This window comes from Aminobacterium sp. MB27-C1 (assembly GCF_030908405.1).
Taxonomy (GTDB): Bacteria; Synergistota; Synergistia; order Synergistales; family Aminobacteriaceae; genus Aminobacterium.
On sequence record NZ_CP133089.1, the window covers coordinates 2013362 to 2040184 of the forward strand.

The 26823-nt window shown below is 41.9% G+C and carries 25 protein-coding genes; 8 read left to right on the top strand and 17 right to left on the bottom strand.

Features of this window, described 5'->3' with window-relative positions; all coding sequences use genetic code 11:
• The first annotated feature begins 60 nt into the window (after window positions 1–60).
• The 4 genes from RBH88_RS09790 to RBH88_RS09805 all read left to right on the top strand — a co-directional run bounded on the left by RBH88_RS09790 (window position 61) and on the right by RBH88_RS09805 (window position 3458).
• Window positions 61–360 carry an NAD(P)H-dependent oxidoreductase subunit E gene (locus RBH88_RS09790; protein WP_213689935.1) on the top strand — a complete coding sequence of 100 codons (300 nt, stop codon included), beginning with the start codon at window positions 61–63 and terminating at the stop codon, window positions 358–360.
• Between the two features lie 75 nt (window positions 361–435).
• On the top strand, window positions 436–1485 hold the full coding sequence (rlmN, locus tag RBH88_RS09795) for a 23S rRNA (adenine(2503)-C(2))-methyltransferase RlmN (protein WP_213689936.1): 1050 nt from the start codon (window positions 436–438) through the stop codon (window positions 1483–1485).
• Window positions 1457–1717 (top strand): FeoA family protein, encoded by a 261-nt coding sequence (locus RBH88_RS09800; RefSeq protein WP_213689937.1) that lies wholly within the window; start codon window positions 1457–1459, stop codon window positions 1715–1717. The genes rlmN and RBH88_RS09800 overlap by 29 nt, the downstream gene beginning before the upstream one ends.
• Window positions 1707–3458: a ferrous iron transporter B gene (locus RBH88_RS09805; RefSeq protein ID WP_213689938.1), complete on the top strand. Its 1752-nt coding sequence runs from the start codon at window positions 1707–1709 to the stop codon at window positions 3456–3458. The genes RBH88_RS09800 and RBH88_RS09805 overlap by 11 nt, the downstream gene beginning before the upstream one ends.
• Here RBH88_RS09805 and RBH88_RS09810 read toward each other — a convergent pair.
• From RBH88_RS09810 to RBH88_RS09880, 15 genes are all read right to left on the bottom strand, one after another.
• Window positions 3436–4596 carry an MFS transporter gene (locus RBH88_RS09810; protein ID WP_307879591.1) on the bottom strand — a complete coding sequence of 387 codons (1161 nt, stop codon included), beginning with the start codon at window positions 4594–4596 and terminating at the stop codon, window positions 3436–3438. The two genes, RBH88_RS09805 and RBH88_RS09810, sit on opposite strands and share 23 nt — an antisense overlap.
• 106 nt (window positions 4597–4702) lie before the next feature.
• Window positions 4703–5647, bottom strand: a complete 945-nt coding sequence (arcC, locus tag RBH88_RS09815; protein ID WP_213689940.1) for a carbamate kinase — start codon at window positions 5645–5647, stop codon at window positions 4703–4705.
• Window positions 5648–5651: 4 nt separating this feature from the next.
• Window positions 5652–7016, bottom strand: a complete 1365-nt coding sequence (gene hydA, locus RBH88_RS09820) for a dihydropyrimidinase (RefSeq protein WP_213701539.1) — start codon at window positions 7014–7016, stop codon at window positions 5652–5654.
• Window positions 7017–7018: 2 nt separating this feature from the next.
• Window positions 7019–7939 carry an ABC transporter permease gene (locus RBH88_RS09825; RefSeq protein ID WP_213701540.1) on the bottom strand — a complete coding sequence of 307 codons (921 nt, stop codon included), beginning with the start codon at window positions 7937–7939 and terminating at the stop codon, window positions 7019–7021.
• The gene (locus RBH88_RS09830; protein ID WP_213695672.1) at window positions 7936–9012 is read right to left on the bottom strand and encodes an ABC transporter permease; all 1077 of its coding nucleotides are present in this window, start codon (window positions 9010–9012) and stop codon (window positions 7936–7938) included. Before RBH88_RS09830 ends, RBH88_RS09825 begins: the two co-directional genes overlap by 4 nt.
• On the bottom strand, window positions 9002–10549 hold the full coding sequence (locus tag RBH88_RS09835; protein ID WP_213699480.1) for an ABC transporter ATP-binding protein: 1548 nt from the start codon (window positions 10547–10549) through the stop codon (window positions 9002–9004). Before RBH88_RS09835 ends, RBH88_RS09830 begins: the two co-directional genes overlap by 11 nt.
• Window positions 10550–10618: 69 nt before the next feature.
• Window positions 10619–11614: a BMP family protein gene (locus RBH88_RS09840; protein ID WP_213689945.1), complete on the bottom strand. Its 996-nt coding sequence runs from the start codon at window positions 11612–11614 to the stop codon at window positions 10619–10621.
• Between the two features lie 27 nt (window positions 11615–11641).
• Entirely contained in the window at window positions 11642–12628 is a 987-nt protein-coding gene (locus tag RBH88_RS09845) for an ornithine carbamoyltransferase (RefSeq protein ID WP_213689946.1), read from the bottom strand.
• 20 nt (window positions 12629–12648) lie between these two features.
• A complete protein-coding gene (locus RBH88_RS09850; protein WP_307879592.1) occupies window positions 12649–13869 on the bottom strand; it encodes a YgeY family selenium metabolism-linked hydrolase in 1221 nt (406 codons plus the stop codon).
• 18 nt (window positions 13870–13887) lie between these two features.
• Window positions 13888–15177 (bottom strand): TRAP transporter large permease, encoded by a 1290-nt coding sequence (locus RBH88_RS09855; protein ID WP_213689947.1) that lies wholly within the window; start codon window positions 15175–15177, stop codon window positions 13888–13890.
• A 21-nt stretch (window positions 15178–15198) separates the two neighbouring features.
• Window positions 15199–15774 carry a TRAP transporter small permease gene (locus tag RBH88_RS09860; protein WP_213689948.1) on the bottom strand — a complete coding sequence of 192 codons (576 nt, stop codon included), beginning with the start codon at window positions 15772–15774 and terminating at the stop codon, window positions 15199–15201.
• Between the two features lie 38 nt (window positions 15775–15812).
• Window positions 15813–16853 (bottom strand): DctP family TRAP transporter solute-binding subunit, encoded by a 1041-nt coding sequence (locus tag RBH88_RS09865; protein ID WP_213689949.1) that lies wholly within the window; start codon window positions 16851–16853, stop codon window positions 15813–15815.
• Between the two features lie 57 nt (window positions 16854–16910).
• Window positions 16911–18377, bottom strand: coding sequence for a pyridoxal-phosphate dependent enzyme (locus tag RBH88_RS09870; protein WP_213701543.1), 1467 nt, complete (start codon window positions 18375–18377; stop codon window positions 16911–16913).
• A 248-nt stretch (window positions 18378–18625) separates the two neighbouring features.
• Window positions 18626–19867 (bottom strand): threonine synthase, encoded by a 1242-nt coding sequence (locus RBH88_RS09875; RefSeq protein WP_307879593.1) that lies wholly within the window; start codon window positions 19865–19867, stop codon window positions 18626–18628.
• A 43-nt stretch (window positions 19868–19910) separates the two neighbouring features.
• Complete coding sequence (locus RBH88_RS09880) at window positions 19911–21104, bottom strand: YgeY family selenium metabolism-linked hydrolase (RefSeq protein ID WP_307879594.1); 1194 nt, start codon at window positions 21102–21104, stop codon at window positions 19911–19913.
• Window positions 21105–21214: 110 nt separating this feature from the next.
• Here RBH88_RS09880 and RBH88_RS09885 point away from each other — a divergent pair, with 110 nt between their 5' ends.
• Complete coding sequence (locus RBH88_RS09885) at window positions 21215–22123, top strand: LysR family transcriptional regulator (protein WP_213689953.1); 909 nt, start codon at window positions 21215–21217, stop codon at window positions 22121–22123.
• Between the two features lie 194 nt (window positions 22124–22317).
• Here RBH88_RS09885 and pepF read toward each other — a convergent pair whose 3' ends face one another.
• Together pepF and RBH88_RS09895 are read right to left on the bottom strand one after the other, a co-directional pair.
• Window positions 22318–24147 carry an oligoendopeptidase F gene (gene pepF, locus RBH88_RS09890; RefSeq protein ID WP_307879595.1) on the bottom strand — a complete coding sequence of 610 codons (1830 nt, stop codon included), beginning with the start codon at window positions 24145–24147 and terminating at the stop codon, window positions 22318–22320.
• Between the two features lie 102 nt (window positions 24148–24249).
• Window positions 24250–24822 carry a flavin reductase family protein gene (locus tag RBH88_RS09895; RefSeq protein WP_213689955.1) on the bottom strand — a complete coding sequence of 191 codons (573 nt, stop codon included), beginning with the start codon at window positions 24820–24822 and terminating at the stop codon, window positions 24250–24252.
• A gap of 231 nt (window positions 24823–25053) precedes the next feature.
• Between RBH88_RS09895 and RBH88_RS09900 the strand changes: the two genes are divergently transcribed.
• From RBH88_RS09900 to RBH88_RS09910, 3 genes are all read left to right on the top strand, one after another.
• Entirely contained in the window at window positions 25054–25545 is a 492-nt protein-coding gene (locus RBH88_RS09900; protein ID WP_213699475.1) for an Hsp20/alpha crystallin family protein, read from the top strand.
• Window positions 25546–25609: 64 nt separating this feature from the next.
• Window positions 25610–25966 carry an encapsulin-associated ferritin-like protein gene (locus RBH88_RS09905; protein WP_213695251.1) on the top strand — a complete coding sequence of 119 codons (357 nt, stop codon included), beginning with the start codon at window positions 25610–25612 and terminating at the stop codon, window positions 25964–25966.
• Window positions 25967–25979: 13 nt separating this feature from the next.
• Entirely contained in the window at window positions 25980–26792 is an 813-nt protein-coding gene (locus RBH88_RS09910) for a family 1 encapsulin nanocompartment shell protein (protein ID WP_213689958.1), read from the top strand.
• Window positions 26793–26823 lie beyond the last annotated feature (31 nt).

The following is a 26823-nucleotide window of genomic DNA, read 5'->3' on the forward strand; positions in this document are numbered from 1 at the left end:
AAATAAAAATAGGGGCTATACGTATATTTATAATACTATATAAAAAAGAGGGTGAACAAAATGAAAAGACTTTTATTTATACTGGTTTTAGTAGCAGTCTCTTTCTCGTCCCTCTCAGGATTAGCTGGAGGAAAACCAGAAATATTATATATCTGTGGACCATGTAGTCGGGATTTCGCCCCTGTAGCAGAAAAGGTTATACAAGAGCTCTCTCTTGAAGAGAGTGTTCAAATAAAGATCACGACTTGCTTGGGAGCCTGCGCTTCTCCTCCTGCAATAGAGTGGAGAAAAGAAATATATGGGTTCATGACAAAAGAAAAGCTTGCTTCGCTGCTCAAGTCTTCCTTTTCCCTTTCATAATTTTCGCATATCATTTTTTACCATGAACATATATACTATTTGTTATTGAGATTATTTGAGTCAGGAGGAACAAATATGGATGGAGCCATTGTAGCTCTAGAAATGAATTACGATGAATGGCTTGAGTTGTGCACAGAAAAACTCGGGCTTCAGCGTTACAGAACAGATCAGCTTTGCCAATGGATATACCAAAAGAAAGTATTTAATATTTATGACATGACAAATCTTGGGAAAGACCTGCGAGAGGATCTTTCTTATAAGCTATTGGTATTGCCTCCAACTCTGGTAAGGCATGAGACATCAAAAGACGGCACACGAAAATTTCTATGGCAGTTGCAGGACGGGCAGAAGATAGAATCTGTTCTTCTCTCTCATGGGAATCACAACACAGCTTGTATTTCAAGCCAGGTAGGTTGCCCTCTGGGATGTACTTTCTGTGCTACGGGAATGAGCGGTTTTGTTCGGGACCTCACTGCAGGAGAGATCGTCGGACAATTTCTTGCTATGGAAAAGGTGGCAGGACAAAACATTACGAATATTGTATTTATGGGTATGGGAGAACCGTTGCTCAATCAAGAAGCTCTTTTTAAGAGCATAAAGATTCTGAACCATCCTAAAATGAGGGGACTTGGCGCTCGCCACATAACTGTTTCAACATCGGGAATAGTTCCTGGTATTCGCGCTATGGCAGAGCTAGACATTCCTGTTCGTCTCTCAGTCTCTCTTCACGCTACAAATGACACGTTGAGAAACAAGCTTATGCCAGTAAACCAGAAGTACTCTTTGGGTTCTCTTATAGAAGCCCTTCGTTATTATCAGGAAAAAACCGGCGATCGTATCACCATTGAATACGTTATGATCGATAAAGTAAATGACTCCAGTGAGCAGGCATACGAACTTGCGGCTTTGACAAATAACTTGTCAATATACGTAAATCTAATTCCTTATAATCCGGTCGATTCCAGATATAAACGTTCAACACCGGAGCGGATAAAAGCTTTTGGCTCTATTCTCAAAGAGCTTAACATCGAATATGAAATACGCCGAGAAAAAGGATCTGATATCAATGCAGCATGTGGCCAACTGCGAAGACGGGATGAATCAGACTCTAAGTCTAAATCTTAAAGATCTCGAAAATGGAATAAGGGCTCAAATTGTCCAAATGCCTTTAGGCGAAAGCCGACGGCGTTTGGAAGCCCTTGGCCTTCGCGAGGGGAAAATTATAGAAAAAATTTCGGGCATGCCCTTTCATGGACCAATTACTATTATTGTGGATGGTCGTCAGATAGCTATTGGATGGCGTATCTCTTCCCGAGTAATGGTTGTACCAGTTAAGGAGAATTGTCATGGCAACTGAACCTCCTTTAACAAAAACACTACTCCTTATTGGAAACCCAAACGTTGGGAAAAGCGTTATCTTTTCAAGATTAACAGGAGTTCGCGCCCTTTCTTCAAATTATCCGGGAACGACAGTAGGTTTTATGGAAGGCTGGCTTCGCTATGATTCTGAGGTATATAGAATCATAGATGTTCCTGGTGCGTACACACTCGATCCTACAAATGAAGCGGAGCACGTAGCTCGTCGCATGATTGATGAAGGCGCGGATCTGGCTATTATCGTTCTCGACGCAACAGCACTTGAACGCAATCTTTATTTGGCTTTTCAGGCAATGGAAAGAGGAATTCCCACTATTGTGGCGTTAAATATGATTGATGAAGCCCGCCATCGTGGAATTAGCATCAATGTAGAGAAGCTTGAAGAACTTCTTGGCGTTCCTGTTGTTCCTACTGTAGCGCTTTCCGGGCAGGGAATAAATCAGATTATTGCACGAATACCGGAAGCTAAAAAATGTAATCTTCCAACGCTTACAAGCGAAGAACGATGGAAACGAATTGGCTCAATTATCGAACAAACTCAAAAAGTTGTTCACCGGCATCATACTCTAAGAGACACTCTTGAAGACCTATCTGTTCACCCTATATGGGGAGGAATAATAGGAATTTTCGTTATCTCTATAAGTTTTTATGTGATTCGTCTCATTGGAGAGGGTTTGATCAATCTGCTTCTTGATCCACTGGTAGAGCGGGTATGGATTCCATTACTTATGAAACTTTCCTCTCTCGTGGCAGGATGGCCCCTTGTTCATCAGCTTCTTATTGGCACACTCTTTAATGGCGCTATAGATATGGAGCAAAGTTTCGGGTTGCTTTCTACAGGTCTTTATGTACCAGTCGTTATGGTTTTACCTTACGTTCTTTCGTTTTATCTGGCATTGAGTTTTTTGGAAGATGTTGGTTATTTGCCACGTTTTGCAGTTCTTTTCGATGCCCTTTTCCACCGACTTGGCCTTCATGGATACGCTGTAGTTCCGGCTTTGTTGGGATTAGGTTGCAATGTCCCCGGAATTCTCGCAACACGAGTTCTCGAATCGGATCGGGAACGTTTTATTGCTGCCACGCTCATTTCAGTAGCAATACCCTGCGCAGGGTTGCAGGCCATGATCGTAGGCGTTATCGGGCACCTAGGAATACAATATGTTCTCATAACATATGGGGTTCTTTTTCTCGCTTGGGTTGTTATCGGGCGAATACTGCACTTATTTATGCCAGGATACAGTCCTGAACTTATTGTAGAAATACCTCCATACAGAGTTCCATCAGCACGAGACCTTTTGTATAAACTCTGGTTTCGCTTAAAGGGATTTTTTATTGAAGCTATTCCTCTTGTGATGGTGGGAGTGTTTTTGGTAAATCTTCTCTATATGACAGGCTTTATAAACGTTATTACGCAACTGCTCAAACCCATATTTACCGGGCTACTCGGTTTACCGGCAGAAGCAGCAGGACCAATTATTATGGGGCTTTTGCGCAAAGACGTTGCTGTCGGAATGTTGGCAACACTCAATATGACGCCGCAACAACTGGTTATAGCAACTGTGACTTTAGCTATGACATTCCCTTGTATTGCTACATTCATTGTTTTATGGAAAGAGCTCGGCGGCAAAAAACTCGCTGCAAGTTTAGCTATTATGATTCTCTCGGCCTTAACTGCAGGAACACTTTTACGACTTGCCCTTAATGTTGCCATAATTTCTTAAGGGAGAAGAGACTCATTGCTACAAGTAAAAAAACGATGAAGTATGTAACGGCATAACCTTCTTTGTCAATAAGAGTGCCAGTTCCCCATTGGAAGAAGATAACTGATACGTAAATAAGGGAATTAACTATTCCCATTACAGCTCCGCGCAGATGTTGCGGAGCTTCTTCGTTAATGCGAGCTGCATAACACACCGCTCCCGATCCGAAACTTACACCCAGAACAAAACTAGCACCTCCGGCAATAAATACAGGAAGACGTAAAAACAAAAATATGTTGAGAAGAAAAAGAGCAATAACAAACAAGGCAGTAGAAGAAAAAAGCAACTTCTCACGACTCGATTTTGAAGTCCCCAAAGAGCCAGCTGCAAGAGTTCCAACCATAACACCTATTCCAATGGACGTTGCCCAAATGCGACATTCTGCAAAGGGGCGGTCGTACACATGGGCAAACCACGATACAGCCCAAAGAGCCTGTAAAGAGAGAAGAGCTCCCATTAACATGCTCCAAATAAGAGCAATAGAACGAACGACGGGTGACGTAAAGACAAAAACACCTGTTTCCTTGAGATTTTGCAGCAAACTCTTCTGCGCCTTTCCCTTTTTACAAAAGATAGGATCCTCTTTTCTCTTTAAAAAGAGAGACAAAGCAAGAACAACACATAAGAAACTCAGAAAAGCAAAGACAAACGATATCCCCCATGAATCTATGGCCCAGCCAAGAGGCGCAACCCCAACAACGGCTCCGAAATTTCCCACTGCTAACGTCAATCCTGAATAAAAGGCATATCGTTCAAGAGGAAAAGCCGCTGATTGATAGACTAAAGCGCCTAAAAACATAGGAGCTAACCCCAAGCCTGTTAAAAGACGCCAGAGTGCAATAGAAAAAGGCGTCTGAGTAAATAAAATCAAGGCCGTGCCAGACGCCGTAATCAAAAGACCTAAAGCTACGACCCGCAAAGGCCCCAAACGATCAAGAAGAAGGCCGCAAACAGGTTGCATAGCAGCATAGGCATAAAAATAAAAACTTGCGACAAAACCTGTTAAAGAAGCACTCATTCCCAAACGTGTTGAGAAAATAGGCATAACTACAGAGGGGGATATTCTAAAGAAATACGACATAAAATATGCCAATAACAAAATAGAAAAAATAACATGAGTGTTGCGACTTACCCTTTGATCAACTCTTTGAGAATGTAACGTTTTAATCCCCTCATCCTGACTTATAAGTATTTTTCGACACGTATTAAGAACGTATAATCTGTGTTCCCGCTTCTCCTTTCAATGCTGCTATAACCTGATCAAGTCTGGCTATTATAGCTCGCTCCCCGCCATTCTTGACAAAACGCAGCGCTGCCTCAACCTTAGGCCCCATGGAACCAGCTCTGAAATGTCCCTCTTCCACGTATCTTTCCATATCTTCTACAGAAACTTTCCCCAAAGGTTTCTGATCGGGCGTATTGTAATAAAGAATAGCGTTGGGAACATCTGTTAATATAACAAAAATATCGGCCCGTACATCATGAGCTAGGCATTCACCTGCTAAATCTTTATCAATAACAGCTTCTACTCCATATAAAAGCCCCTGCTGATCGCGGCACACAGGAATTCCCCCGCCGCCTGACGCCACTACCAGTGTTCCTTGTTCAACGAGGGCAAGGATAACGTCTTTTTCAACAATCTTCTTCGGATTGGGAGAAGGAACAACCTTACGCCATCCTCGTCCCGCATCTTCAATCCACCGTTCTCCACGCTCCGCCATACGAAGTTCCGCTTCTGACTGCGCATAAAATGGCCCCACAGGTTTTGTGGGATTACGGAAGGCTTTATCTTGAGGATCTACTTCCACTTGAGTTACAAGGCATACTGCATCTTTTTTCAATCCTCGACCAGCACATTCATTTCTAATGCTTTGGCACAACATATACCCAATAAGCCCTTGACTTTCGGCCCCACAGAGATCAAGAGTCATAGGCGGAATTTTATCTTTCGCCATTTCATGTTGAATGAGAATAGCACCAACCTGGGGACCGTTCCCATGAGTCAATACCAATTCATATCCTTCTTCAACGACATCCAAAAGTTGTTTTACAGTATGATCGATATTTGCCATCTGTTCGACAGCTGTTCCTCTTTGTCCCGGCTGTAGAATAGCGTTACCACCTAAAGCCACAAGAACTCTCTTATTCATCCCCTCACGCTCCAGTCTCTCTATATTGAAGAAAGTGACCTCTTCGTTGTAAATCAACATATTCTCCATTTTCAACGATAACGGTGCCTCGCGAAAGAGTACACCACGTTTTTCCAATAACGGGTACATTTTCATAGGGAGAAAAGTCTACTGCCATATGAAGTGTACCAGCAGAAAGTGTCCATTTCTTTTCCTGATCAAAAATAACGATATCAGCATCAGAACCAGGGGCAAGAACCCCTTTTTGGGGATACATTCCCATCAATCTTGCAGGAGATCCCGCCGTCAAACGGACAAAATTCGAAAGAGAAATCCTCTTTTTCCGAACCCCCTCCGAAAAGAGCAGAACGCGTGACGTCTCTACGCCTGGTAATCCATAGGGTAATTTTTTAAAAGACCCCTTCCACTCCTTTTGCTTCTTCGTAAAAGGACAGTGATCAGTTGCAATTATATCTATATCTCCGTTCAGAAGTCCCATCCAAAGTCTCTCGTTGTCCTGCTTTGTTTTTAAACTCGGACTCGCTGAAAAAAGGTACCCTTCAGGAGAATCATATACACTTTCAGTCAAAAACAAATATTGAGGACATGTCTCTGTTGAAATACATGTTCCCAATCTCCTGGCCTGAATAACTTCTTGCAGGCCCAAAGCCGAACTTAAATGAACGATATGAACATGAGCTCTACTCTGCCTGGCAAGCCAAGAGACAGTCGAAATAGCGGAAGCTTCGCATACATCTGGCCGTGTTCTGGCGAGGCTCGACATTTTTCCCCATTCTTTTTCTGAAAGATTTCTCTCAAGCTGCCTTATTATATCGTCATCTTCTGCATGAATAAGCGCCACGCCATTTAAAGAAGCAATGGCGTTAAATGCTTCAAGAAGAGCCCCATTATCCGTTCTCCGGCCTGAATCTCCGTAAGCCGTAAAAAACTTGAAGCTCCGCAATCCCTTATTGTAACTTTCATATATTTCACGAAGGCGCTGATCATTCCAGCCAACAATTTCGCAGTGGAAAGTATAATCGATGACTGCTTCACGAGCCATATTTATTCTTTCTTCTATATTTTGTATTAGCGATGTATCGGAACTACCTACCGTAAAGTCAACAATTGTGGTTATCCCCCCGCAGGCAGCAGCCACAGTACCAGTATAAAAGCTATCGCTAGAAGCCGTTCCTGCCACGGGCAAAGCCATATGAGTATGTATATCTATTCCTCCGGGAAGTACAAGCTTTCCTTCCGCTAATATCTCACGTTTTCCCGTCAAACCCTCGCCGATAGCTGCTATTTTTTCTCCCTCTACCGCTATATCCGTGTCAAGAATTTTCTCTTCAGTAACAACTCTTCCCTTCTTTATTACAAGATCATACATTCCTATCTCCTCTCTTTTATATACGGAATACCCAGAAAAGCCGGCACATTAAATTGTTTTCGAGAGATAGTTGCAATAATCGTTAATATGTAAGGAATAGCTATAAGAAATTCATTCGGGATCAATCTAAAGCCTGAGGTCTGTATCGCGATAGAGGTAGCATCTGCCAATCCGAAAACAAGAGCCCCAATCATCGCACCCAAAGGATTCCAATTTCCCAGAAAGCAGATAGCAAAAGCTATCCAGCCACGACCGCCTATAATATCTTCTGTAAAAAGTCCTAAAAAACCTATGGAATAGAAAGCACCAGCTAGCCCATTCATGGCACTAGAAAATAAAACCGCCTTGAATCGAATCTTTTCTACATTTATACCGGCAGCATCCACTGCTTCTGGATTTGCTCCTGTCGACCTGAGAATAAGCCCTGTTCTTGTTTTAAAAAGAATCCAATACCCTATACCAACAAATATAAAGGCTGCATATGTCATTATATTTTGCCGGAAAAGGGCCTCTCCAATAATAGGAATGTGACTTAACACGGGAATAGCAAAAACAGGTAAAGGTTCTACAGTTAAGGGAAGAAGAGGAACTCCGAAAAAGACACGGTAGAGATAGAGAGCCAAACCTGGAGCAAGAATGTTTATCGCAGTACCTGTAACAATTTGATGTTGTTTAAGATACACAGTAAGAATCCCGTAAAAACTTCCCACGAAAAGACCGACAACAGCAGCACTCAAAAATCCTACAAAGAGACTTCCAGAGAGATAGGTTCCCACGAAACCAGCCCAGGCCCCCATGAGAAAAATGCCTTCTATGGCAATATTCATTACACCCGTTCTTTCTACAAATACTTCTGCTAGCGCTCCTACCATTAGAGGCGTGCTCATCTGTATTGCGCGGGCCAAAAGGCCTACTAAAATCATTGGGATTCCTCCCTTCTCTCTTCTTCTCGAAGTCGCTTCTTTTCGCTGGCAACAATAATCCGCTCTCGAATAAAGTACGACACGATAACAGATAACATGACAAATCCCTCCATAATGCCAATAATGCTTGAGGGAATAGGTGACGTTTGTACAACGAGATTTCCACCAACCTTAAGAGCACCGAAAAGCAGTGCCGAGAGTACTATCCCCAGCGGATGGGCATTCCCAAGAATGGCAATGCCTATGCCTTCTGCTCCAATAAATGGATTGAAACCTTGCACAAGCATATGCTGAATGCCGTTGACTTCCATAAAACCAGCAAGACCCGCAAAAGCCCCACTTATAAAAAAGACTGTAACAAAAACCTTCTTCTCATTAATGCCAGCATATCTGGCACCATCTCTGTTCATTCCTACCGCGCGTATTTTGAAACCCAACGTTGTTTTCCAAAGGATAAAATAGGCAAAAAACGCAACTAAAAGAGCAAGAATAAACCCCCAATGAAGGCGAGTATGGGGAATAAGCTGAGGTATCCAGGCATTTTCAACAATAACATCTGTTTGTGGATATTCTCCCTTCGTTTCTATAAGAGGACCTCGGATAAGATAGTTCATTATGGCCACTGCCACATACGTCGACATCATGCTCAGCAAGAATTCGTTAGCATTGAAACGCGCCTTGGCATAGCCGACAAAAGATCCCCATAGACCTCCTGCAAGCATACTGGCGACACAACAAATAAGAAGTAAAATTGGCAAAGGCAACACTTGAAAAAAGAGTGAGCACGAGACGGCAGCAAGACAACCAATATAAAACTGTCCTTGTGCGCCTATATTGAAGAGAGTAGACCGAAAAGCAAATCCAAAAGCCAACCCCGTAAGAATAAGAGGAGTTGCTTTAGCAAAAATATCAGCAATATTGTATATATCTCGAAAGGCAAAAATGACAAGCTCCTTATATACAACCAAAGGATTTTGTCCAAGAAAAAGCATCATAATCCCACTTAATGCCAGGCCTAAAAAAACAGAGTAAAGAGGAAAAAGTGAGAGCCAGAGACGCCGATTATGTTTCATCGTGAGTCACCCCCACCATAAGAAGACCTATCTCTTCAATATCTGCTTCTTCGCGCCTAAAGACCTTGAGGATACGGCCTCGATACATAACACCTATTCGATCTGAAAGTGTTAGAACTTCTGACAATTCCGTAGAAATAAGAAGAACGGCCTGCCCCTCGTTACGAACATTAAGAAGAGCTCTATGCACATAATCAGCAGCTCCCAAATCAAGACCTCGCGTAGGTTGCACAGCTACAAGAAGAGAGGAAGCTATGCCAAGTTCTCTGGCAATAACAATTTTCTGTTGGTTACCTCCGGAAAGAGCCTTAGCCTTCGTAGCAGAAGAAGGGGTTTTAATGGCGTAATCTTCTATAATTTTTTGTGCGTAAAGCTGAATATTTTTTTCAGAAAGAACGCCACGGCTTGCAAATTCCGAAGAAGAGAAACGTTTTAGGATAAGATTTTCCTCTACCGACATATCAAGAACGAGCCCTTCTCGATGTCTATCTGCCGGAATATATCCTATCCCTTCATGAATCAGATCATGTACACTTTTCCCCACAAGTGAGTTGTCTCTAAGAATAATCTGCCCCTCACTAACAGCACGAAGTCCGCAAAGAGCTTCAGCAAGTTCTTCCTGCCCATTTCCACTGACACCGGCAATTCCAAAAATTTCTCCCCCATCAATATTCATGCTCAGGGAGTCCACGGCCCAATGCCCCCGGTCTCCTTTTACTTTTATATTTTCAACTCGTAATATACTTTCTTTTTTATGTACATCTTTCTCTTGAGCTTTAACTTCTGATGAAAGGTCTGCAACCTCACGCCCCACCATCATCTGCGCAAGTTCTCGCTCTGAGGCTTCTGAACGTAAAAGTTCGCCAACGACATTTCCGCTACGGAGAACAACAATACGATCCGCAATATCGAGAACTTCATTAAGCTTATGCGTTATGAAAATAACGGAGTGACCGGCCTCTCGAAAATCACGAATAAAAGAAAAAAGTCTTTCTGTATTCTGAGGGGTCAAAACAGCTGTGGGCTCATCCATAATAAGAGTCTGAGCACCTCGATAAAGAGCTTTTAATATTTCTACACGTTGCTGCATACCAACAGCAAGCTGACGAACGAAAGCAAAGGGATCAACCTCAAGATCATAAGCTTTCCCCATACGTTCTATTTCTTTTACCGCTTCTGAAACAGAGGCTCGACCTTTATCTTCTGCCCCTGCTCCAAGAAGAACGTTTTCCACTACGGTATGAACGGGAACCAACGTAAAATGCTGGTGAATCATTCCAATCCCCAACGCCATGGCATCCTGTGGAGAACGTATTTTGACATCTTTTCCATTTACCTTTATAGATCCGCTATCAGGTTGATACATCCCGTACAAAATTTTCATCAATGTTGATTTTCCCGCACCATTTTCGCCGAGAAGTGCAACAACTTCGCCTTTTTTAATTTTGAGGTATACGTCGTGATTAGCAATAGTTCCAGGAAAATATTTTGTAATTCCTATAAGCTCTACGGCTAGATCTGTCTCTTTTATAGGCATTTTTATCACCGTCTGTTCAAAACCTGGATAAGCGGGGAGAGAATTCCCCCCGCTTCATAAAAGGAGTTATCAATCTAAGGGTTCTGGGAACTGTGAAAGGAATTTTACAAATCGTCCTTCTTTTATAGCCTCTTCCGCCTGAGATACTAGATCTCGAACTTCCGAAGCTACTTCGTCACTATAGGCAACCTTAACAATGCCCTCAGCAATACCTGCCTCATTAACTATAGGTTTCAAATCTCCATTTAGGAATTTCCCAACGGCCCATACATACATAGCCTTGAAATCAAAAAACACACTGGCGACGACTGTTCCCGGCGCAACACTGTTTTGGTCACTGGCAAAACCCACGAACTTTACGCCCTTCTCTTTTGCAGCCTGAATAGCTCCAAGTCCAACCTGGTTGGCATAAAAGAAAAGGACATCGGCACCGTTATCAATCATGGAACTTGCCATCTGCTTGCCAAGAGCGACGTCACTCCACGAGTTCGCATAGGCACGAAGCGCCTTTACTTCAGGCATTCCAACACGGGCACCAAATTCATAGGTATTCAGCAAACGAATCATAAGCTTGTTGGGAAAACCTCCAACCAAACCTATTTTTCCTGTTTTTGTTGTTTTACCAGCAATTATTCCTGCGAGAATGCTGCCTTCATACTCCTTGGGTAAGACTGGACATACGTTTGGTTCTACAGCTATCATGCCATTGATAACACAAAACGTTGATTTAGGATATTTGGGAGCTACGCGCTGGGCAGCTTCATCAAACTGAGTCCCGGCTGCCATAATAAGGTCATACCCTCGCTCGGCGTAGTTACGGAACGTAGACTCATAATCACTTGCCTGTACATTTTCGACATACTCTATTTTTGTTTTCAATTCTTCGTTGGCCGCAACAAGACCGGCATAGTTCGTCGCATTCCAGCTCTGATCGTTAATCGGCCCAGGAAGAATGAGCACCATTTTATACTCCCCTGGGGCTTTCGCTGAAGCAGAAACAACCGAACCTGTTATTGCCAAACAAAGAACAAGAAACAATAGAGACACCCTTTTCCACGTTCTCACATGAAACACCTCCCTTATCTTTATGACCTAACGTCCTCCCATGGTCAAAGCCATAACGGCTTTAGCCGTATGAAGTCTGTTTTCAGCTTCGTCATAAATAGCAGAATGAGGTCCATCAATAATAGAGTCTTCTACTTCATTTACACGATCTGCTGGAAGAGCGTGCATATAGAGAGAATCCTTGGCAGTAAGCTGCATAAGTTTTTCGGTACATTTCCAATGCTTATTCGCTTCAAGAAGGGAATCAATAACATCCGTTCCTTCATTTGTAACCCAATTTCCCCAATTTTTAGGGAATACCACATCCGCATCTTTGTATGCTTCTTCCTGATCATGGGTAATCCGAAGAGATCCGCCGTTTTCTTCAGCATTCTTCTTCGCTTTTTCTATAACCCAATCAGGAAGTTGGTATCCTTCTGGATAGGCCAAAGTAACATCTATTCCGTAACGAGGGAAAAGAAGAACCTGGCTTACAGGAACAGATATGGGTTTTTTATGAGTTGTAGCATAAGCCCATATAACTGATACTTTCAAATTTCTGGAAGAACGGCCGCGCTTTTCCTGAATTGTCATAAGATCAGCAATCGCCTGAAGGGGATGATATAAATCATCTTGCATATTTATAATCGGTGCAGTTGACCATTTGGCCATTTCTCTGAGATAGGCATTCCCTATCTTCCAGAAACAATTTCTGCACGCTATGGCATGTCCCATTCTGGAAAGAATAATGGCCGTATCCTTTGCCACTTCCCCGTGAGCAATCTGCATGTTGCTTGTATCGAGAAAATGCCCGTGTCCTCCCAACTGGGTAATACCAGCTTCCATAGAGTTACGAGTACGTGTTGACTGTTCGAAAAACATAAGAAAAACCGTTTTGTTCGGTAAATAGCTAGTAGGACGATCCATAGCAAAAGCACGTTTTAATTCGTAAGACACGTCAAGAAGAGTATCGACTTCTTCTTTGCTCCACTCTTCCAAGGTAATAAAATGTTTTCCTCTGAATATTGTCTGCATCTTTTTCCCCTCCTACTTCTCTATTTCGTCCACTTTCCATATGTCTGAACATAAACTGTAGGAATAGCCGCATACATAGCAGCAGCTTTTACTAATTCATCCTTCCAGGTTTTTTCGTTAGGAGCATGTGCCTGATCTTCATGACCAGGTCCAAAACCTACACATGGAATACCAAAACGTCCCATTATAGAGACAGCATTTGTGGAAAAGGTCCACTTATCTACGAGAGGTTCATTTTTAAAAAGCTTCTGATAGGCCAGCACTAAGGATTGGCAGGCAGGGTGTTCTTCTTCAAGAACCCATGTGGGGAAAAAACATTCTGTAGGATACACCAGTCCCGTGTATGAAGGACGTTCGTACGTGTACATTGATACATCTCCACCTCGTTCTTTGACAGATGGAAGATTTCTAATCTCCTGTAACGCTTTTTCCCATGTTTCTCCATCAGTAAGACGACGATCTATAGATATGGAACACCCATCAGCTACAGCACATCGTGAAGGAGAACTGAAAAAAATCTCAGAAACAGTGAGACTCCCCTTCCCCAGGAACGGATCAAAATGAAGATTTTCGTGGAGAGCACGCAGTTCCTCAAGGATAGGGGCCATTTTATAGATGGCATTATCTCCCCGCTCAGGAGCAGATCCATGACAACTTATTCCCTTAGTCGCCACTTTAATCTCCATTCGTCCACGCTGTCCCCGATAGATATTAAGAGACGTTGGCTCTGTTATCACTACAAATTCAGGTCGAATTCCACTCTCATTAATGATGTACTGCCAACAAAGGCCGTCACAATCTTCCTCTTGTACCGTTCCTGTTACAAGAAGAGTGTAATCATCCTCAAGTCCAAGGTCTTTTATAATCTTCCCGGCGTAAACCATAGAGGCCATGCCGCCTTCTTGATCACTCGTGCCTCTACCCATGATAATGTCGTCGTCTTCATAGCCTTCATACGGATCAACGTTCCAAAGGCTTCGATCTCCGACACCAACGGTATCAATATGAGCATCCATAGCAATAAGATGAGAGCCATGTCCTATATAACCTAAGATATTCCCCATGGGATCAATTTCTACTCTGTCAAATCCCACTTTCTCCATCTCTTCTTTGATTCGCTGTATCACCCTTTCCTCTTGGCAACTCTCACTCGGAATAGCAACCATATCTCGAAGAAATTTAGAAATGTCTGAACGATACTCCTCTGCCTGTTGAAGGATTTTTTCAAAATCCACAATCATCAAACTCCCTTCTTTTAATTAATTGGCCAGCCCCATCAAGCGAGGGAGGAAGAGCGGTATATCAGGAATGAAGGTAATTACAAGGAGCACGATCAAAGCTACAAAAATATAGGGAAGTATTTCTCGACTCAGCTGCTCAATTGTCAGCTTACTAATGCCACATGCCACAAAGAGACAAGCACCTACAGGAGGTGTCATGAGAGCGATGTTGAGAGAAAGCACCATAATAATTCCAAAATGAAGCGGGTGAAATCCGAGACTTACTGCAAGCGGGTGAAGAATGGGACCTAATATAATAAGGGCAGCAGCTATATCCATGAACATGCCGATAAAAAGCAACAGCAGTAAAATCATCGACATAATAATCCACTTATTTGTACTGACACTCAGCATCATGGTAGCTACCTTTTCTGGAATCTGTTCCATGGTCAAAACCCATCCCAAGATAGAAGCCGCGGCTATGACCAAAAAAACGACACCAGTTGTACGTGCCATCTTCATAAAAAGAGGCCACATATCTTTCAATGTAATATTTTTATACACAAAAAAGCCGAGAAAAAAGGCATAGGCAACAGCAACTGCTGCCGCTTCCGTCGGCGTGAACATTCCGCTTAAAATTCCTCCCAAGATAATAGCCGGCATAAGCAAAGCTACTGCCGCCTCTTTAAAAGCCAACCATATCTCTTTCAGAGTTGCCCTGCGTTCCCCCACAGGGTATCCTCTCTTCTTAGCTATTCTCGCTGTAAGAAGCATTTCTGCTCCAGCAAGAATCAGACCAGGGAGGAATCCTGTCAGGAAAAGCCCTGCTATGGAAACCTGCATAAAAGCTCCATATATCACCATAATATTTGAGGGAGGAATAGTCGGACCGATAATGGAAGAAGCTGCGGTTACAGCCGCAGAGAAATCTTTGTCATACCCCTCATCCACCATTGCAGGAATTAACATAGAACCAATAGCCGCCGTATCACTCACTGCCGCTCCAGTTATTCCTGCAAAGAAAACAGAGGCAACAATATTTGCGTGAGCCAGACCACCCTGAAGGTGACCCACTAAAACATTACTAAATTTTACAAGGCGACGTGTAATCCCTGCCTTGTTCATAATCTCACCGGCTAATATGAAAAACGGCATAGCCATAAGGGTAAACATATCTACTCCAGCAAAATAACGTTGCGGGACAAGCTGTAAAACAGAGGGAATACCTGTTTTGATCATACCAAACAAGCCTGTTACGCCCAAAACAAAACCAATGGGCATTCCCACTGCTATAAAAAGAAGAAATACTCCTGATAAAAATCCCGTCATGCAGAGTCCCCCCTCGCCCTATTAAAAATCAAGACCTTCTTCTCTTCTTACCGTATCGACTACTTCTTCGGACATCAGTATTTCATCGAGGTTCTCTCTGCGGACATCAAGTATCATTTTGCAGAGTAACATAACCATACAGATAACAGCACTGGCTGGAACAGCCATAAGCCACCATTTCATAGAGGTATTAAGAGCTGTAGAAAGCTGAACTTTGCCTCCTTCAGCCATCTTGAAGCCATACTTTGCCAAAATGTAAAGAAAGTAGAAGACAAAACCGTTTGATATAAAAATGAGGATTTTAGCAATCTTACGAGGAAATTTTTTGATGACCATGGTCACTCCCACATGTTCATGTCTCCATATGCATAAAGCAACTGAGAGAAGAGCCATCCAAATCATTACATATCGAGAGAATTCCTCTGTCCAACCGAGAGGAGAACGAATAACATAGCGAGAAAAAACGCCAAGCAAGACTGTCATTGTCATAATAATGGAAAGGATAAAAACCGGAATCTCAATAAGACGTTCAAGAGTATTTCCCACCCTCTCAATTATTTTGAAAAGACCAGTACGGTTATTCCCATTACTTCCCATGATACGTACCTCTAGGGTAAAAGTAGGGGCAAATGCCCCTACTTACTCTCTTCAATAGCTTCATCAATGGCCTTTAAGAAACGTTCCGCCATATCTACCCCTTCATCTTTAAATGTTGTCTCAATAAATTCCATGGTCCCTTTTCGTCCAACTTCGCGGAATTCCTCCATTGCTTCTGGTGTTGGAGTATTAATTTCCATGCCAGCTTTTGCAAGTGCGGGCAACCCCTTATCGGAAGCCTCTATTATTCTGTTAAGACCGCGACTTGCAACAATAGCTGTTTGTGCAGCAGAGTGAATAATGGCTTTTTCGTTATCAGAGAGCCCCTCATAGAATTCCTTATTCATAACCCAGCAATATGTACTGTAAATATGGTTGGTTATAGTGAGATATTTCTGAACTTCATAAAGTTTGCCGGTGAGAATAATAGGAATGGGATTATGCTGCCCATCAACAACACCTGTCTGTAAAGCTGTATAAACCTCGGCCCAGGCTACTGGTGTTGCAGCAGCTCCATAAAGCTTCATCAACTGCTGATGAGAGGGCAGAGTCATGGTACGCATCTTCAAGCCCTTCATATCTGCTACAGTTTTTATTGGCCGCTTACTATTGGAAAGCTGGAAGAAACCACCTGCTTCTGCGAACCCCAGAACCTTATATCCTGCTTTAGTTTCAATATCGTTAGCAAGGTATTTTCCAAAGGAACCATCGAAAACTTTCCATGCGATATCATAGTTTGGAATAGCGAAAGGAATGTCGAGAATGCTATACAGCGGATAGAAGGAAGCCATGCCACCCGCTGAAGCAATGTAGCTCTGAACGACACCAACTTTTACCTGCTCCATTGTCTCTCGTTCGTTACCCAGCTGTCCTGCAGGATAAATCTCAACGCTAATAGTTCCGTTACTCTCTGCTTCGACCATACTCTTAAAGACAGCTGCCATAGCTGCAGTTGCCACTTCGAAGGGTTGCTGAGGGTTCAAATGCGCGAGTTTAATTGTCTTTTCAGCAGCTAGGGCCATACCAGAAGCAGTTAGTAAAAGCATGGCAAGTCCAAGGGCAATCAACCTTCTTTTCATTACTTTTCGCCTCCTTTTATGCCTATGTTATATAGGCTATTCCTTTTCTCCCAAACATTAAAGAAGCCCTGTCAACGCATTAAATTCATCTATTCTTTCATCGATAGCATCAGCCATTCCATGAATAGATCCCCAATACTCATCGTAGTCATACCACTGAGCATTTAATTCGTCGGAGGAACGCCCCTGTTGCTCTATCCATGTGTAATATTTAAGATTGTGAATTCGTTTGCGATCGTAATAGGAAAGTTCTTGCATGTAGTCAATGCCAACACCCAGAATGTGACGATGATGGTCAACAGCAGCACACATCTCACTGTATTCTCCCATCTCTTTGGCCATCTCTTTCACTCTAGAACCATACATTTCCATAGAATCTGTCAAAACGGTCATAATTACATTATGCTCGTCAAGCTCGTAGTATTTAGCCATTTTTACCGCCATCAAGATATTGGCCGCTCCGGAAATACCAATAAGAGGAAGACTCTCGATAAATTGCTCAGTTATTCCGTTTTTCCTTAAATATTCGTGACCTGCAGGTTCGTTGAAAAGACGTATCATTGCCATACTGTCTGCATCATCTATATCAATAACCATATCGGTGTTTTTTACGTTATGAATCCAGGGAACGTGTTTATCGCCTATGCCTTCTATCCGATGAGCTCCAAAACCGTTCCAAAGCAACGTGGGACACTGCAATGCCTCTCCCACTCCGATTTTGCTCCATGGATATTTATCTTTGAGATAATCACCACTTCCAAGAGTTCCTCCAGACCCTGATGTGAGAACAACTCCAAAATAACGATCCTTTTCACCGCAAACTTCCTGTAAAACTTCATCCATAGCATGTCCAGTAACCTCGTAATGCCATAAATGATTACCAAATTCATCAAACTGGTTAAAAACTACTATATTGTCACGGGTCTTGCGAAGCTCCCAAACTTTGTCATAAATCTCTTTCACGTTACTCTCTGTTCCGGGAGTTCCAATAACTTCGCCTGCAACTGTTTTAAGCCACTCGAATCGTTCCGGGCTCATTCCTTCTGGAAGAATAGCTATTGATTCACACCCCAATAGTTGCGCGTTATATGCACCTCCCCGGCAATAGTTTCCAGTAGATGGCCACACGGCCTTTTGTGAGGTAGGGTCAAATTGACCTGTAACAAGACGCGGGGCTAAACATCCGAAGCTGGCTCCGACCTTATGTGCACCTGTGGGAAACCACTTACCGACAAGAGCAACAATCCGAGCCTTCACACCTGTTATTTCTTTAGGAATTTCTACATAATTAACTTTCCCAAATAGCCCACCTTGCTTTTTAGGTTCATTTTTCCAGGTGATGCGGAATAAATTAGCTGAATCCACATCCCAAAGGCCAGTCTTTTTGAGACGCTCTTTGATCTTTTCAGGTGTGTAACGCTCTGGATTCTTCATCTGTTTAAAGGTTGGGATAATAATATTTCGCTCTTTTGCCCGCGCTACCGCTTTCTTGAGTTTCTCTTCATGAATGGTCAAATCGATCATTCGTGCTCACTCCTGTTCTTTTATTTTTTATCCTCAAGCAGATTGCCTCATTTTTAAAAAAGAAAAAGGAGAACGTTAAAGAAGCGATATTTATGAATGCTAATTTGCAGAAATAATACGCAATGGAAGAAGGTAGATAGGAATGACGGATATTTTAGATTTGTATGTATAAGGATACATCTAATACTATTACTTTCAATAATGAGTTACTTATGAAATACATAAAAATTTTTTAAAGATACCAATTGTCAAAGATGGGCGTTCAGGATTTCTTCAAAAGCATCTATATCAGGAGGTGCAGAAAGAGGCGCCCCAGCAGCTTTTCTTGCATTTGAAATATCTTTCAAACCGTTACCTGTTACTACAACCGCTACGCTCTCGGAACTCTCAAGCATTCCTGCCATTGCCATCTTTCTAAAACCAGCAAAAGCAGCGGCACCTGCCGGCTCACCAAAGACTCCAGTTGATCGAGCTAATTCGGGTATAGCAGAAAGAATTTCTTCGTCCGAAACAACAACCATATCTCCGTTACTTTTTCGAACAGCGCGAAGAGCTTTTGCCCAATTCTTGGGTGCTCCCACAGAAATACTATCGGCAACAGTCTGAACAGGGCCAAATAAAACCCTCTCAGAACCAGCTTTAAAAGCCTCATAAATTGGCGCTGCATGTTCAGCCTGAACTCCAACTATTTTGGGAATACGGTCAATAAACCCGATATTCAGCAGATCCCAAAACCCCTTATATAATCCACCAATACAACAACCATCTCCTACAGAAATAAAAATACGATCGGGGACTTGCCATCCTAATTGCTCGGCTATCTCTAACGCACACGTCTTTTTCCCCTCTACAAGGTAAGGATTTATAGCGCAACTTCTGTTGTACCAACCGTAACGATCGATAGCGGCAGCTGCCAAGTCAAAAGCATCGCTATAATCTCCTTCTACAAGAACAACAGTAGCTCCATAAACAAGAAGCTGTGTAATTTTTGCTTCTGGAGCTTTTTCCGGCACAAAAATAAAACTGGGAAGCCCCGACACCGCTGCAAATCCTGAAAGAGAACTAGCCGCATTTCCCGTAGAGGCACATGCGATTGTTGTATATCCAAAATCAAGAGCTTTTGCTACGCCAACGGCACTTGCACGATCTTTGAGAGACCCAGTGGGATTTCTGCCGTCATCTTTTATAAAAACAGCCGAAACTCCATAGGTCTCCGCCACCTTTTTGCTCATATAGAGAGGTGTCCAACCTACGGATAAAGAAGGAATATGTTCAGAATTGATAACAGGAAGCAGGGGAGCATAACGCCATAAAGAAGGAGAAGAATCTTTTTTCAGACGTTCACGGGAGAAAGATTGCGCCACTTCATCATAATCATAAAGTACGTCCAGTGTTCCATCTTGCCCACAAAAAGGACACGTATATTTTACTTCTTCAAGCTTAAAGGTTTTTCCACATAGAACACACTTCAATTCTAACGGATATCCCATACCTCTATTCGCCCCTTTCATCTATTTTTCTAAAAATTAATATTCAAGAAAGAATAGATTCTGCTATACCGCAATACCCTCGATAAGCTAAGGCAAGCTGCTCTATTTCAATATATTCATCAACAGTATGAGCTAACTCCCGACAAGAAGGGCCAAAAGCCACGGTAGGAATTCCCATTTCACCAGCATAGTAACAACCGTTCGTTCCGAAACCAGGAGATTCTGAAAGACGAGGAGCAAGCCCTGCCTTTTCCACCCCTTCTAAAACTTTTTTCAAATAGAAAGAGTCTTCAGGTAAAACCCATGCTCTGGCAAAATGTTTTCCACGTATAGGGGCACCTGTATAACAGCGATCTTCTGTAGCTGATATATAAATTAAGGCGCGAATACCTTCCATATCGTTTTTTTTCGTGTTAACAATAATTTGAAGTCGATCTAATATTTTTTCGGGAGTATCGTAAGGAAGAAGACGAAGATCGTACGTAGCTTTACAGACTTGAGGCACCATTCCATTCGTAAATTCGGGGAAAGTACGAAGATTCGTTAAAACAAGAATGCCTTGTCCAAGATAAGGATCTGAATCAGGTTTAAAGGAACAATGAATAGAAGAAAGAATGCGGGTCATAGCGTCCGCCGCGTTTGTTCCGTATTCAGGCTGAGCAGAATGGGCCATACGTCCTTGTGTTTCAATAACAATTTCAGCTCGACCTCTCTGCCCACGTTCTACTTCAAGTTGAGAAGCTTCCCCTATAACTACAAAATCAGGAGGGTAAGAAAGAGCAACTGCCCGCGATGAGATTCCCTCAAAACGTTCTTGAAAAACCGTTCCTGCAACAACAATCTCACCCTGAAGATTTTTATGCTGATCCTCTTTCAAAGCTGCCCCAGCCATAATCATAGCAGCCAGACACCCCTTCTGATCTGACGCTCCTCGGCCATAAATGCAACCATTTTTTATAAATGCTCCGTAAGGATAATAGCTCCAATCCGTCGGGATTCCTGGATCAACATGATCCATTTGAGATTCAAATAAAAGTCTTTTCCCAGGGGTGGCAAAAAAAATACGTCCAATTACATTTCCATAAGCATCTATTGTTACATCATCATACCCTACCGACCGCATTATTTCTGCCGTAAAAAGTGCAACTTCCCGCTCTTTTCCTGAGAGACTCGGCCTTCGGATTAATTCTTGGCATAATCGGATCAAATCAGTTTGTCGTTTTCCACTGAGAACCATATTGCCTCCTCCTTATTTTATAAACAAGCATACATCTGTTACTATTTATTTCAATAAACAATACCTAATATGAATCATCATATAAATCTTATGGAAAAGAAGGGATACCTATGAACCTTAATCAATTACGTGTTTTCTGTTCTATTGTTGAGGAGGGATCCTTCCGGCTGGCGGGAGAAAAACTATTTCTCTCACAGCCTTCTGTAAGCCAATACATAGCAACACTTGAAAAATCATATGATGTAAAATTGTTTGTTCGCCGTGGACGCTCTATCTCTCTGACCCCCGAAGGCAGGGCTCTGTACATTCTGGCTCAGGACCTGTTAAAACGAGTAGATTCCATTCCAGAAAAATTTCGGGAAATGCAACTTCTCAAATATGGAGAGCTCTGTATCGGAACGACACCAAGTTGCGGAAAGACACTATTACCTTTAATCATCTCTACATATAGGAGTAAATTTCCTCATATAGAGCTTCAAATTAAAACAGCAACCGAACAAGCCCTTATTGACATGATAGAAAATGACAATATAGAACTTGCCTTTTGGGAACATAATCCTCTTCTCACCCCCTCTTCATCTTTAATAAGCCAAACATTGGGACGAAGCGCTTTTGCTCTTATTGCTCCCACAGGGCATCCTTGGGCAAAATCAAAAATAGTTTACCCAGAGCAATTGTTAGACCAACACTTCATTTCATATAGCGCAGATACGCCATTGCATTACTTTGTAAATGATTTCTTCATCAAAAATAAATTGAAAATGCCCCATTTAATTCAAGTAGATAATCAAGAACTGCTTATTCAACTTGTTTCGAGAGGTTTTGGTATCGGCATTGTAATGGAAACAGCGGCAAGAAAAGAAGTGAAGCAAAAGGATGTAGTGATACTCCCTCTGGAGGGACTTAATGATATAAACCGTGAGATATTGATCGTTCATTCAAAAGTAAAGGGGTTAACTTATGCAGGGTGGGAGATGGGGAAAATAGCAGAAAATATAGCGCCTCAGTTTTTATATTAAGAACATGGTGCAAATGTCTAAAAAAGGGGCTGTACTTTCTTTGTATTTTGTATATTAGTCCCATGTAATTGAACGTTTTTTTGTATATGCTATAGATATGTAATTTATATGGAAATCACCACCTCCAGATGTTTAAGAGATTCCCCAGAAAAAAGAGAGTTCCTGAAGTGCCCTCAGGAACTCTCTTTCTAATTTTATCCAAGTAACTCTTTAAGCTCTGCCATCTTTTCTTTAAAAACAGCAATTGTTTCTTCGAGAGGTGCAGATGATGTCATATCTACTCCCGCATTTTTAAGAATATTAATGGAATAAGAAGAACTTCCCTGTTTCAAGAAATCAAGATAGCGGGTTCTTTTTATTTCCCCATCATTCAAAATCTGTTGTGAAAGAGATGTTGCAGCAGCATATCCCGTAACGTACTTATACACATAAAAGGCAGAATAGAAATGGGGAATTCGCGCCCATTCAATATCAATACGATTATCAACAGAGATAGACGGCCCATAATAAGCAACATTAAGATCATGCCATATAGTAGATAGACGATCTGCCGTAAGGGGATCTCCTTTTTCTGCCATAGAGTGAGATGTTCGCTCAAAATCTGCAAACATGGCCTGACGATATACAGTTGTACGTATCTGTTCAAGGAAGTAATTCAATAAATAGATTCGAGTGTTTCGGTCTGTAGAGTTCTCAATAAGATAATGAAGTAACAACGCTTCATTTGTAGTCGAAGCAACTTCTGCTAAAAATATAGTGTAATCCGCATAGATAAAGGGCTGATTCTTATGAGAATACCACGTATGGATAGAGTGTCCCATTTCATGAGCAATAGTAAAAACGTCATTAATGGTGCCATTATAATTCAGCAAAACATAGGGATGAGTTCCATAACTCCCCCACGAATAGGCACCCTTTCTTTTCCCCTGGTTTTCATAAACATCAATCCAGCTAGATTCAAATCCATGCTTTAAAATCGACAGATACTCTTTTCCAAGAGGTTCTAATCCCTTTAAAACCATAGAGCACGCCTCATCGTAAGAAATATCTTTATGCGGTTCATCAACGAGGGGAACATAAAGATCGTGCATGCGCAACTCAGGAACCTCGAGAACCTCTTTTCTCAAAGCCACATATTCATGAAGAGGAGCGAGATTTTCACGAATAGTATCTACAACAGCATCGTAAACCGACAAGGGGATATGATCTGAATCAAGAGCCCCCTCCAGACAACTTTCATATTTTCTTGATTGAGCATAAAAAAGGTCGCTTTTGACGCTTGAACTATACATGGCTGCCAAAGAATTTTTATACTTGCTGTACGTATCAAAAAGGCTTTCATAAGCGTCTTGGCGAACACGACGATCTTTTGAGCGAATAAACCGAATGTACCTTTCCTCACTGAGTTCCACTTCATTTCCCTTTTCGTCAACGACAGTGGGAAATTTCATATCTGCGTTGGTAAAAAGAGAGAATATCTCTTCTGGTCCTCGGGCCACTTCTCCAGCGCGAGCAAGCAATTCTTCCTCAGATTGAGAGAGAGTATGAGGTCTCATTCGTAAAATATTTTCAAAGAAAAAAACGTATTTCTTCAAGTCCGAAGACTGGTTTATGAAGCTCTGCAAAAGACCATCCTCTGCAGATAAAATCTCTGGGGTATAAAAAGAAACAGCTGCAGACAATTTGGTAAGCAGAGAACCTGCCCTATCTGCCAATGCCTGATAGATTTCTTTTGACGTATCCTCATGACTTTTCATTACTGCGTATGCATAAAGCTTCCCCATTATAATTTCGGCATTTTCCATAAGTTGAATACTCTCAAACAATTTTTGGGGAGATTCGAAAAGATGCCCCTGATACTCTTGAAAACGAGGCAACATTTTTTCGAGATTTTTAAAGTCTTCTTCCCATTTTTCAATAGAAATATAAATATCCTCTAATTTCCACATATACATAGAATCCATATCTTCTCTTTTAGGGAGCACTCCGGAAAAAGCTGAATTATTTTCTTGTTGATAAAGCATCTTTACTCCTCCTGTTTAAAAACTTACTTTATTATATCCCTACAAAAAAACCCGCGAGGAAAGAAAGTACACCCCGCGGGATCTTTACTGAAAACGTACCTTTTATTTAATGAAAAACTTTCCTAATTTATATGCTTCTCCCAAATCAGAACCTAAAGCATAGTAGTGGCGAAATTTCGGAGAAAATATTACAGGCTGAACAAGAGTCGGATCTGGATAGCCATCATTGGCAAGACACTCTTCACTGGCCAATGCATTAAGGACCTCCCCAACAAACATTACATGAGTTCCTAGCTCAAGAGTGTGTACTAACCGACATTCAATGGAGATGGGAAACTCTTCAATATAGGGAGCATCTACTTTTTCTCCCCGAATTGGAGTAAGTTTGGTTTCCTCAAATTTATCATGATCGCGCCCTGAAACCATACCAAAAAAATCTGCTTCTTTCACATATTTATCAGACGGTATATTGACGGTAAAAGCCTTCCTATCCAGAATATTTTTGTAGCTATAACGAATCTTCTGCACAGAGATAGTTATACAAGGAGGCACAGAGCAACATATACCTCCCCACGCAGCTGTCATAACATTCGGCTTGCCTTTTTCGTCATAATTCCCGATAATAAGAACAGGTGCCGGATAGAGTGGCATCTGAATGCCAATAGTTTTTTTCATATTATTAACCTCCTCTCTCTTCATCCTTTTCATTATAACGTAAGGTTGAACCTAAAAATTCCTGCAGAAAAACGAGATTACACAAGGAAATTTAACGTTACTTCATATTTTAAGAAATAAATTGGATTATTCCCCTTTTTAGAAGGTCATGGGAACTTGCCTAACCAATGCTGACGTATATAATAATTACTGAAAGGTCAATAAAGGTCAGTATTTTAGGAGGTGGAGCTTATGAAACGATATTTAGCTCGGAGGCCTTTAGACAGAGTGTTTCCTTCAACTTTTTTTAGTTCTCCCATGGAGAATATGATGAAAAACATGTTTAGGAGTTTTGATGACGTGATGTCATCTTTCCCATGGAATGAAGAGTCAGCTTCGACATCCATGACTCCTCGTGGTGATATGTACAGGAAAGACGGCAAGATTATTGCGGAGCTTGAGCTACCAGGAGTAGATCCTGCCCAGGTCGACTTAAAAATCTACCACGATAGACTCGTTCTTAATGTGGTGAAAAAAGACGAACGGCAAATAGAAGACGAGAATTACTACAGAGCCGAAAGATACTATGGAAATATTTCCCGTATCTTGCAATTTCCCGAAGAAGTGGATCCGGAAAGTGCAAAAGCTTCGTACAAAAATGGTATTTTGACCATAGAAATCACAGAAAAGAAACAACCAGAAAAATATAAAAGTATTGAGATAAAGAACGAAGAGACCAACTAATGTAGAAAGGCGGGTGGATTATGGAATCTGCCCGCCATTTTTTACTTTTGAGAGGAGTGAAAGAATGCAGTATACGGAACCAGTAGAACATCTGGACAACACTACTCGTCGCTGCGCTATGGTGCTCAAAAGTTTACAGGAAGAACTAGAAGCCATTAACTGGTATAACCAGAGGGTTGCCGCTACTGAAGACGACGAACTCAAATCTTTACTGGGACATAACAGAGATGAAGAAATTGAACATGCGGCTATGCTCATTGAGTGGCTACGGCGAAATATGCCTGGATGGGATAATGAATTACGCCAATATCTTTTTACAGAAAGGCCTTTACTCCAAGTAGAAGAAGGTGCATCCGACTCTCCATCGAAAACAGAGGAATCTTTATCAGGAACCTTGAATATTGGCAGTCTTAAAAGATAAGGAGGTTTCCTATATGGATATACTTCGAAGAACAACAGAAATGGTCAGTCAAGAGGCTTGGCATGAAATGGATGAGCAGGCCAAACGGGTTTTAGAATCGCACCTTTCAGCACGAAAGTTCATTGACGTTGCTCCTCCCAAAGGTTGGGATTATGCTGCCCATCCATGTGGCCGCCTTGAAGTGCAATCAGAAACGGAAACGACAAAAAATAACGTAGCCTACGGCATTCATCAGGTTCTCCCCTTAGTGGAACCTCGAATTACATTTGATCTTGATTTATGGGAATTAGACAACATAACTCGCGGGCTGAAAAACCCCGATCTCGCCCCTTTAGAAGAAGCAGCTCGAAATATTGCGATCTTTGAAGAACGCGCTATTTATGAAGGCCTACCCTCTGCTGGTATTGTTGGTCTTGCAGAAGCGGCTAAAGACAGAATGATGCCTATGACCGATACTTCTTCTGTACGAGGAATAATGGATGCTATCAGTTCTGCCCTTTACCGTTTTCAAAAAGACGCCGTAGAGGGCCCCTATGCTCTGGTAGCTTCTCCCGAATTATGGAAAATCATTTACTCTGTATCTGAATGCTATCCTCTTATTAAAAATATAAAGGAAGTCCTCAATGGTCCGGTTATTCTTTCCACACATGAGAAAGAATCTTTCCTTGTCTCCACACGAGGGGACGATATGGAACTTGTTATCGGACAAGATCTTTCTCTTGGGTTCGTTGGCAATGATTCACGTAAGGGAACATTCTTCTTTACAGAATCTTTTACATTTAGAGTAATTAACCCTGAAGCTATCATTCCTCTTAGAATCTCGTAGTTTTGTTTTAATATGGGAGGAGGTCTTCTAC

Bases quoted from the DNA above. Each gene is read 5' to 3' on its own strand.
- RBH88_RS09875 (WP_307879593.1), bottom strand. From the start codon at position 19,867: ATGGGATATCCGTTAGAATTGAAGTGTGTTCTATGTGGAAAAACCTTT.
- RBH88_RS09855 (WP_213689947.1), bottom strand. From the start codon at position 15,177: ATGACGGGATTTTTATCAGGAGTATTTCTTCTTTTTATAGCAGTGGGA.
- hydA (WP_213701539.1), bottom strand. From the start codon at position 7,016: ATGTATGATCTTGTAATAAAGAAGGGAAGAGTTGTTACTGAAGAGAAA.
- RBH88_RS09900 (WP_213699475.1), top strand. From the start codon at position 25,054: ATGAAACGATATTTAGCTCGGAGGCCTTTAGACAGAGTGTTTCCTTCA.
- RBH88_RS09830 (WP_213695672.1), bottom strand. From the start codon at position 9,012: ATGAAACATAATCGGCGTCTCTGGCTCTCACTTTTTCCTCTTTACTCT.
- RBH88_RS09870 (WP_213701543.1), bottom strand. From the start codon at position 18,377: ATGATCGATTTGACCATTCATGAAGAGAAACTCAAGAAAGCGGTAGCG.
- RBH88_RS09850 (WP_307879592.1), bottom strand. From the start codon at position 13,869: ATGATTGTGGATTTTGAAAAAATCCTTCAACAGGCAGAGGAGTATCGT.
- RBH88_RS09865 (WP_213689949.1), bottom strand. From the start codon at position 16,853: ATGAAAAGAAGGTTGATTGCCCTTGGACTTGCCATGCTTTTACTAACT.
- RBH88_RS09800 (WP_213689937.1), top strand. From the start codon at position 1,457: ATGAATCAGACTCTAAGTCTAAATCTTAAAGATCTCGAAAATGGAATA.
- RBH88_RS09835 (WP_213699480.1), bottom strand. From the start codon at position 10,549: ATGCCTATAAAAGAGACAGATCTAGCCGTAGAGCTTATAGGAATTACA.
- RBH88_RS09790 (WP_213689935.1), top strand. From the start codon at position 61: ATGAAAAGACTTTTATTTATACTGGTTTTAGTAGCAGTCTCTTTCTCG.
- RBH88_RS09895 (WP_213689955.1), bottom strand. From the start codon at position 24,822: ATGAAAAAAACTATTGGCATTCAGATGCCACTCTATCCGGCACCTGTT.
- pepF (WP_307879595.1), bottom strand. From the start codon at position 24,147: ATGCTTTATCAACAAGAAAATAATTCAGCTTTTTCCGGAGTGCTCCCT.
- RBH88_RS09845 (WP_213689946.1), bottom strand. From the start codon at position 12,628: ATGCAGACAATATTCAGAGGAAAACATTTTATTACCTTGGAAGAGTGG.
- arcC (WP_213689940.1), bottom strand. From the start codon at position 5,647: ATGAATAAGAGAGTTCTTGTGGCTTTAGGTGGTAACGCTATTCTACAG.
- RBH88_RS09825 (WP_213701540.1), bottom strand. From the start codon at position 7,939: ATGATTTTAGTAGGCCTTTTGGCCCGCGCAATACAGATGAGCACGCCT.
- RBH88_RS09905 (WP_213695251.1), top strand. From the start codon at position 25,610: ATGCAGTATACGGAACCAGTAGAACATCTGGACAACACTACTCGTCGC.
- RBH88_RS09880 (WP_307879594.1), bottom strand. From the start codon at position 21,104: ATGGTTCTCAGTGGAAAACGACAAACTGATTTGATCCGATTATGCCAA.
- RBH88_RS09805 (WP_213689938.1), top strand. From the start codon at position 1,707: ATGGCAACTGAACCTCCTTTAACAAAAACACTACTCCTTATTGGAAAC.
- RBH88_RS09910 (WP_213689958.1), top strand. From the start codon at position 25,980: ATGGATATACTTCGAAGAACAACAGAAATGGTCAGTCAAGAGGCTTGG.
- rlmN (WP_213689936.1), top strand. From the start codon at position 436: ATGGATGGAGCCATTGTAGCTCTAGAAATGAATTACGATGAATGGCTT.
- RBH88_RS09860 (WP_213689948.1), bottom strand. From the start codon at position 15,774: ATGGGAAGTAATGGGAATAACCGTACTGGTCTTTTCAAAATAATTGAG.
- RBH88_RS09885 (WP_213689953.1), top strand. From the start codon at position 21,215: ATGAACCTTAATCAATTACGTGTTTTCTGTTCTATTGTTGAGGAGGGA.